This is a genomic window from Methanobrevibacter sp. UBA212 (genome assembly GCF_905233225.1).
Lineage (GTDB): Archaea > Methanobacteriota > Methanobacteria > Methanobacteriales > Methanobacteriaceae > Methanocatella.
Map to the genome: position 1 here is coordinate 1 of NZ_CAJODJ010000074.1, position 3,564 is coordinate 3,564.

A 3,564-nucleotide genomic window follows, 5' to 3' on the forward strand; every position below is an offset into this window, starting at 1 on the left:
CGTTATTGCTAACAAAACGTGAAGCTCCAAAAGCATCCCAAAAAGCAATCTTCAAATCCCAATTAGGATTAATACCACATTTACAACTCAAAACCTCAGACATAAATAAAACACACACCTAATAACTAATAAAAAAACCATTAAAAGATTTTTTAAACACTACAAAAAATATATATGACTATACAAATTATATAAACAAAGTGAGAGAGCATTTGAAAAGTAAATATTCAAAAAATATTGATTGAAAAAATGACTCTGTGTCTTTTTTGTGAAATTCATCTCCGACCTAAAAGAGGTCAGAGTATTCTTTCACTAATTTGATAATAATCCTGATATTGGCCGCTTTTAACCTGATTTGTCCAATCATCGTTATCCAAATACCATTGGATTGTCTCCTTAATACCGACTTCAAAGGTATAATCAGGACTCCAGCCCAATTCGTTTTGAATTTTACTTGAATCGATTGCATAACGCCTGTCATGACCCAAACGGTCAGTTACGAATTCAATTAATGACTCGTCCTTGCCCAAGGTTTCAAGTATTAGCTTAACGATGTAGATGTTTTCCTTTTCGTTGTTGCCGCCAATATTGTAAACTTCACCGAGCTTGCCCTCATGCAAAACCAGATCAATGGCTGTACAATGGTCATGCACATGCAACCAGTCCCTGATGTTTTTTCCATCGCCATAAACCGGCAATTTCTTATCCTCAAGAGTGTTTGAAATCATCAATGGGATTAATTTCTCTGGAAACTGATAAGGCCCATAATTGTTTGAACAGCGAGTTATATTTATAGGCAAATCAAAGGTTTCAAAATATGCTCTTGTAATCAAATCTCCACCCGCTTTAGAAGCTGAATATGGACTGTTAGGCTGTAAAGGAGTGGTTTCTGTAAAGTATCCGGTCTTGCCTAAGGTACCATAAACCTCATCAGTAGAAATTTGGATGTATTTATCAACGCCGTATTCCTTTGCTGCATTCAAAAGAACCTGTGTGCCCAATACATTTGATTTAATAAATATTTCAGGGTCTGTAATGCTTCTGTCAACATGGCTTTCAGCAGCAAAGTTAATAACATAATCACATTCTTTAACTAAATCGTCCACAACATCTTTGTCTCTAATATCGCCTTTAACAAAGGTGTAATTGTCTTTATCCTCAATATCTTTCAGGTTTTCAAGGTTTCCGCAATAGGTTAATGCATCCAAATTTATGATATGGTAATCGGAGTATTTGTTGACCATGTATCTTACAAAATTACTTCCAATAAAACCTGCTCCACCTGTAACTAGAATATTTGTCATAATAATCACTAATATTTAATTTTAGCCTCTTTAAAGCTTTTCAATTCTTTATCTTTATCAGATAATATTATCTCATCGATTCCATCCAATGGCCAGTCAATCCCAATGTCTTCATCATCCCATTTTATTCCGCTTTCATCTTCGCCGTGGTAAAATTCTGTGCATTTGTAAACGAATTCTGCTTCATCTGACAATACTAAAAACCCATGGGCAAATTTAGGAGGAATATATATCTGCTTTTTATTCTCTTCAGACAGTATTTCACCATACCATTTTCCATAAGTCGGTGAATCCCCCCTTAAATCCACTCCAACATCAAAGACTTCACCTTTAATAACACGGACCAACTTCCCCTGTGGATAGTTTAACTGTAAATGCAGGCCTCTAAGAACACCTTTTGAGGATTTTGATTGGTTGTCCTGAACGAAAGTCAAGTCATGACCTGCTTGTTTAAAATCATTTTCATGGAAGGTTTCCATAAAGTATCCTCTGTTGTCTTCAAAGACAGTAGGCTCCACCACAAACATGTCTTCAATACCAGTTTCTGTGAATTTAAATTTTCCCATAATAATCATCTTTTAGCTAAATTAAATAAATATTCTCCATAATCGGTTTTTTTAAGCTCTTCAGCAGTTTTCAATAATTCTTCTTCACCAATATATCCTTTAAGATATGCAATCTCTTCAAGGCATGCAATGTATAAGCTTTGTCTTTTCTGAACTGTTTCTATGAAGTTTGCCGCTTCAAGAAGCCCTTCATGAGTTCCTGTATCAAGCCAGGCCATACCCCTACCCAGAAGCTCTACTTTCAGTTTTCCACGATTTAGATATTCCTCGTTGACAGAGGTGATTTCAACCTCTCCCCTGTCTGAAGGCTTTACGTTTTTGGCTATTTCAATTACATCATTGTCATAGAAATACAGACCGGGTACGATATAATTAGATTTTGGTTTTTCTGGTTTTTCTTCAATTGACAGTACGTTCCATTCATCATCAAATTCCACTACGCCAAATGCTTCGGGATTGTTGGTGTAATAACCGAATATAACTGCTCCTTCCTCAATGTTAGTTGCCCTTTCAAGTATTTCGGTGAACCTGTGGCCATGAAATATGTTGTCCCCTAAAATGAGTGCAACATTATCGTTTCCAATAAACTCTTCACCTATGATGAACGCTTCTGCAAGACCGTTGGGATTTTCCTGAACCTCATATTCAAATTTAATTCCCAAGCCGGATCCGTCGCCGAGCAAATCTTTATACATTGGTAAATCTCTAGGAGTAGATATAATCAATATTTCTTTAATTCCTGCAAGCATTAAGACAGAAATAGGATAATAAATCATTGGTTTATCATAAAGTGGTAACAATTGCTTGGAAACCGCCTTTGTAATTGGATAAAGACGAGTTCCGGAACCACCTGCAAGCACTATACCTTTCATACGACTCTCTCCCAAATTATATTATTAATTTATATTATATTTAACATGCTATAAATAACTAATTTAACAAAAAAATTTTATATTCAATAATAGTTATGATCTCTTAAAAAAAAGAAAAAAGAAGGAAATAAGATTCCTTAATGTATTATGAATTCAATTACCGCATTTCAGAAATACATACGATAATTGAACTTCTATTAGTTGCACTAGGCATTTAAGGAACATTTCCATATTCTGATGCATTAAGTTTTACTTCCATTGGTGGAATTACTACCTTTTCGCCGGTCATTTGATGGGTTTTGGGATTGCGTTGTATTTTAAAGGTATTACTATTATAGCTTTGTGTCCAAACAACATCGTTCAGCATCTGCTTGCCGTCTTTGAATGCTTTGGTCTGCATATCATTGCAGTATGAAGTGATATAACTTGCCCGGGTGTTATTATCCTTGATTTTCTGCGCATGTTCGATTACCTTGCTCATTCCGGAGAACATGTTGCTTTCCGCTTCATGCCAGTATGCTTGAACAGGCTGACCGTAGATTTTGTAGTTTTCCGGTCCCACACATCGAGTGCAAAGATCCTTAAAGACATAATACGGGTAATTATCTGTATCAAAAACTCCACTTTCATTTGCAGGTTGATTAGCCCCATAAGCCTCGCTGACATTTATACAGTTATTGGATACTGGTATATACACGCCTTGAACCTCTCCGACCTGTAGATGTCGGAGATTCTTAGGTAATCCATTCTATATGAATGGAAATATTCTAAGCTATCCCCTAGGTCCCCTAGGTTCTGTTTTTAGTGTTTTTAACCCTTCGT

General features: G+C 35.8%; 4 protein-coding genes. All 4 read right to left on the reverse strand.

Annotation, left to right across the window (positions count from 1 at the left end):
- Positions 1-296 precede the first annotated feature (296 nt).
- The 4 genes from rfbB to QZ138_RS11285 all read right to left on the reverse strand — a co-directional run bounded on the left by rfbB (position 297) and on the right by QZ138_RS11285 (position 3,439).
- A complete protein-coding gene (rfbB, locus tag QZ138_RS11270) occupies positions 297-1,304 on the reverse strand; it encodes a dTDP-glucose 4,6-dehydratase (RefSeq protein WP_292889109.1) in 1,008 nt (335 codons plus the stop codon).
- A gap of 8 nt (positions 1,305-1,312) precedes the next feature.
- Positions 1,313-1,870 carry a dTDP-4-dehydrorhamnose 3,5-epimerase gene (rfbC, locus tag QZ138_RS11275; protein WP_292889110.1) on the reverse strand — a complete coding sequence of 186 codons (558 nt, stop codon included), beginning with the start codon at positions 1,868-1,870 and terminating at the stop codon, positions 1,313-1,315.
- A 5-nt stretch (positions 1,871-1,875) separates the two neighbouring features.
- A complete protein-coding gene (gene rfbA, locus QZ138_RS11280; RefSeq protein ID WP_292889111.1) occupies positions 1,876-2,742 on the reverse strand; it encodes a glucose-1-phosphate thymidylyltransferase RfbA in 867 nt (288 codons plus the stop codon).
- A gap of 214 nt (positions 2,743-2,956) precedes the next feature.
- Positions 2,957-3,439, reverse strand: a complete 483-nt coding sequence (locus QZ138_RS11285; protein ID WP_292889112.1) for a hypothetical protein — start codon at positions 3,437-3,439, stop codon at positions 2,957-2,959.
- Positions 3,440-3,564: the final 125 nt, after the last annotated feature.

Bases quoted from the DNA above. Each gene is read 5' to 3' on its own strand.
- rfbB (WP_292889109.1), bottom strand. From the start codon at position 1,304: ATGACAAATATTCTAGTTACAGGTGGAGCAGGTTTTATTGGAAGTAAT.
- rfbA (WP_292889111.1), bottom strand. From the start codon at position 2,742: ATGAAAGGTATAGTGCTTGCAGGTGGTTCCGGAACTCGTCTTTATCCA.
- rfbC (WP_292889110.1), bottom strand. From the start codon at position 1,870: ATGGGAAAATTTAAATTCACAGAAACTGGTATTGAAGACATGTTTGTG.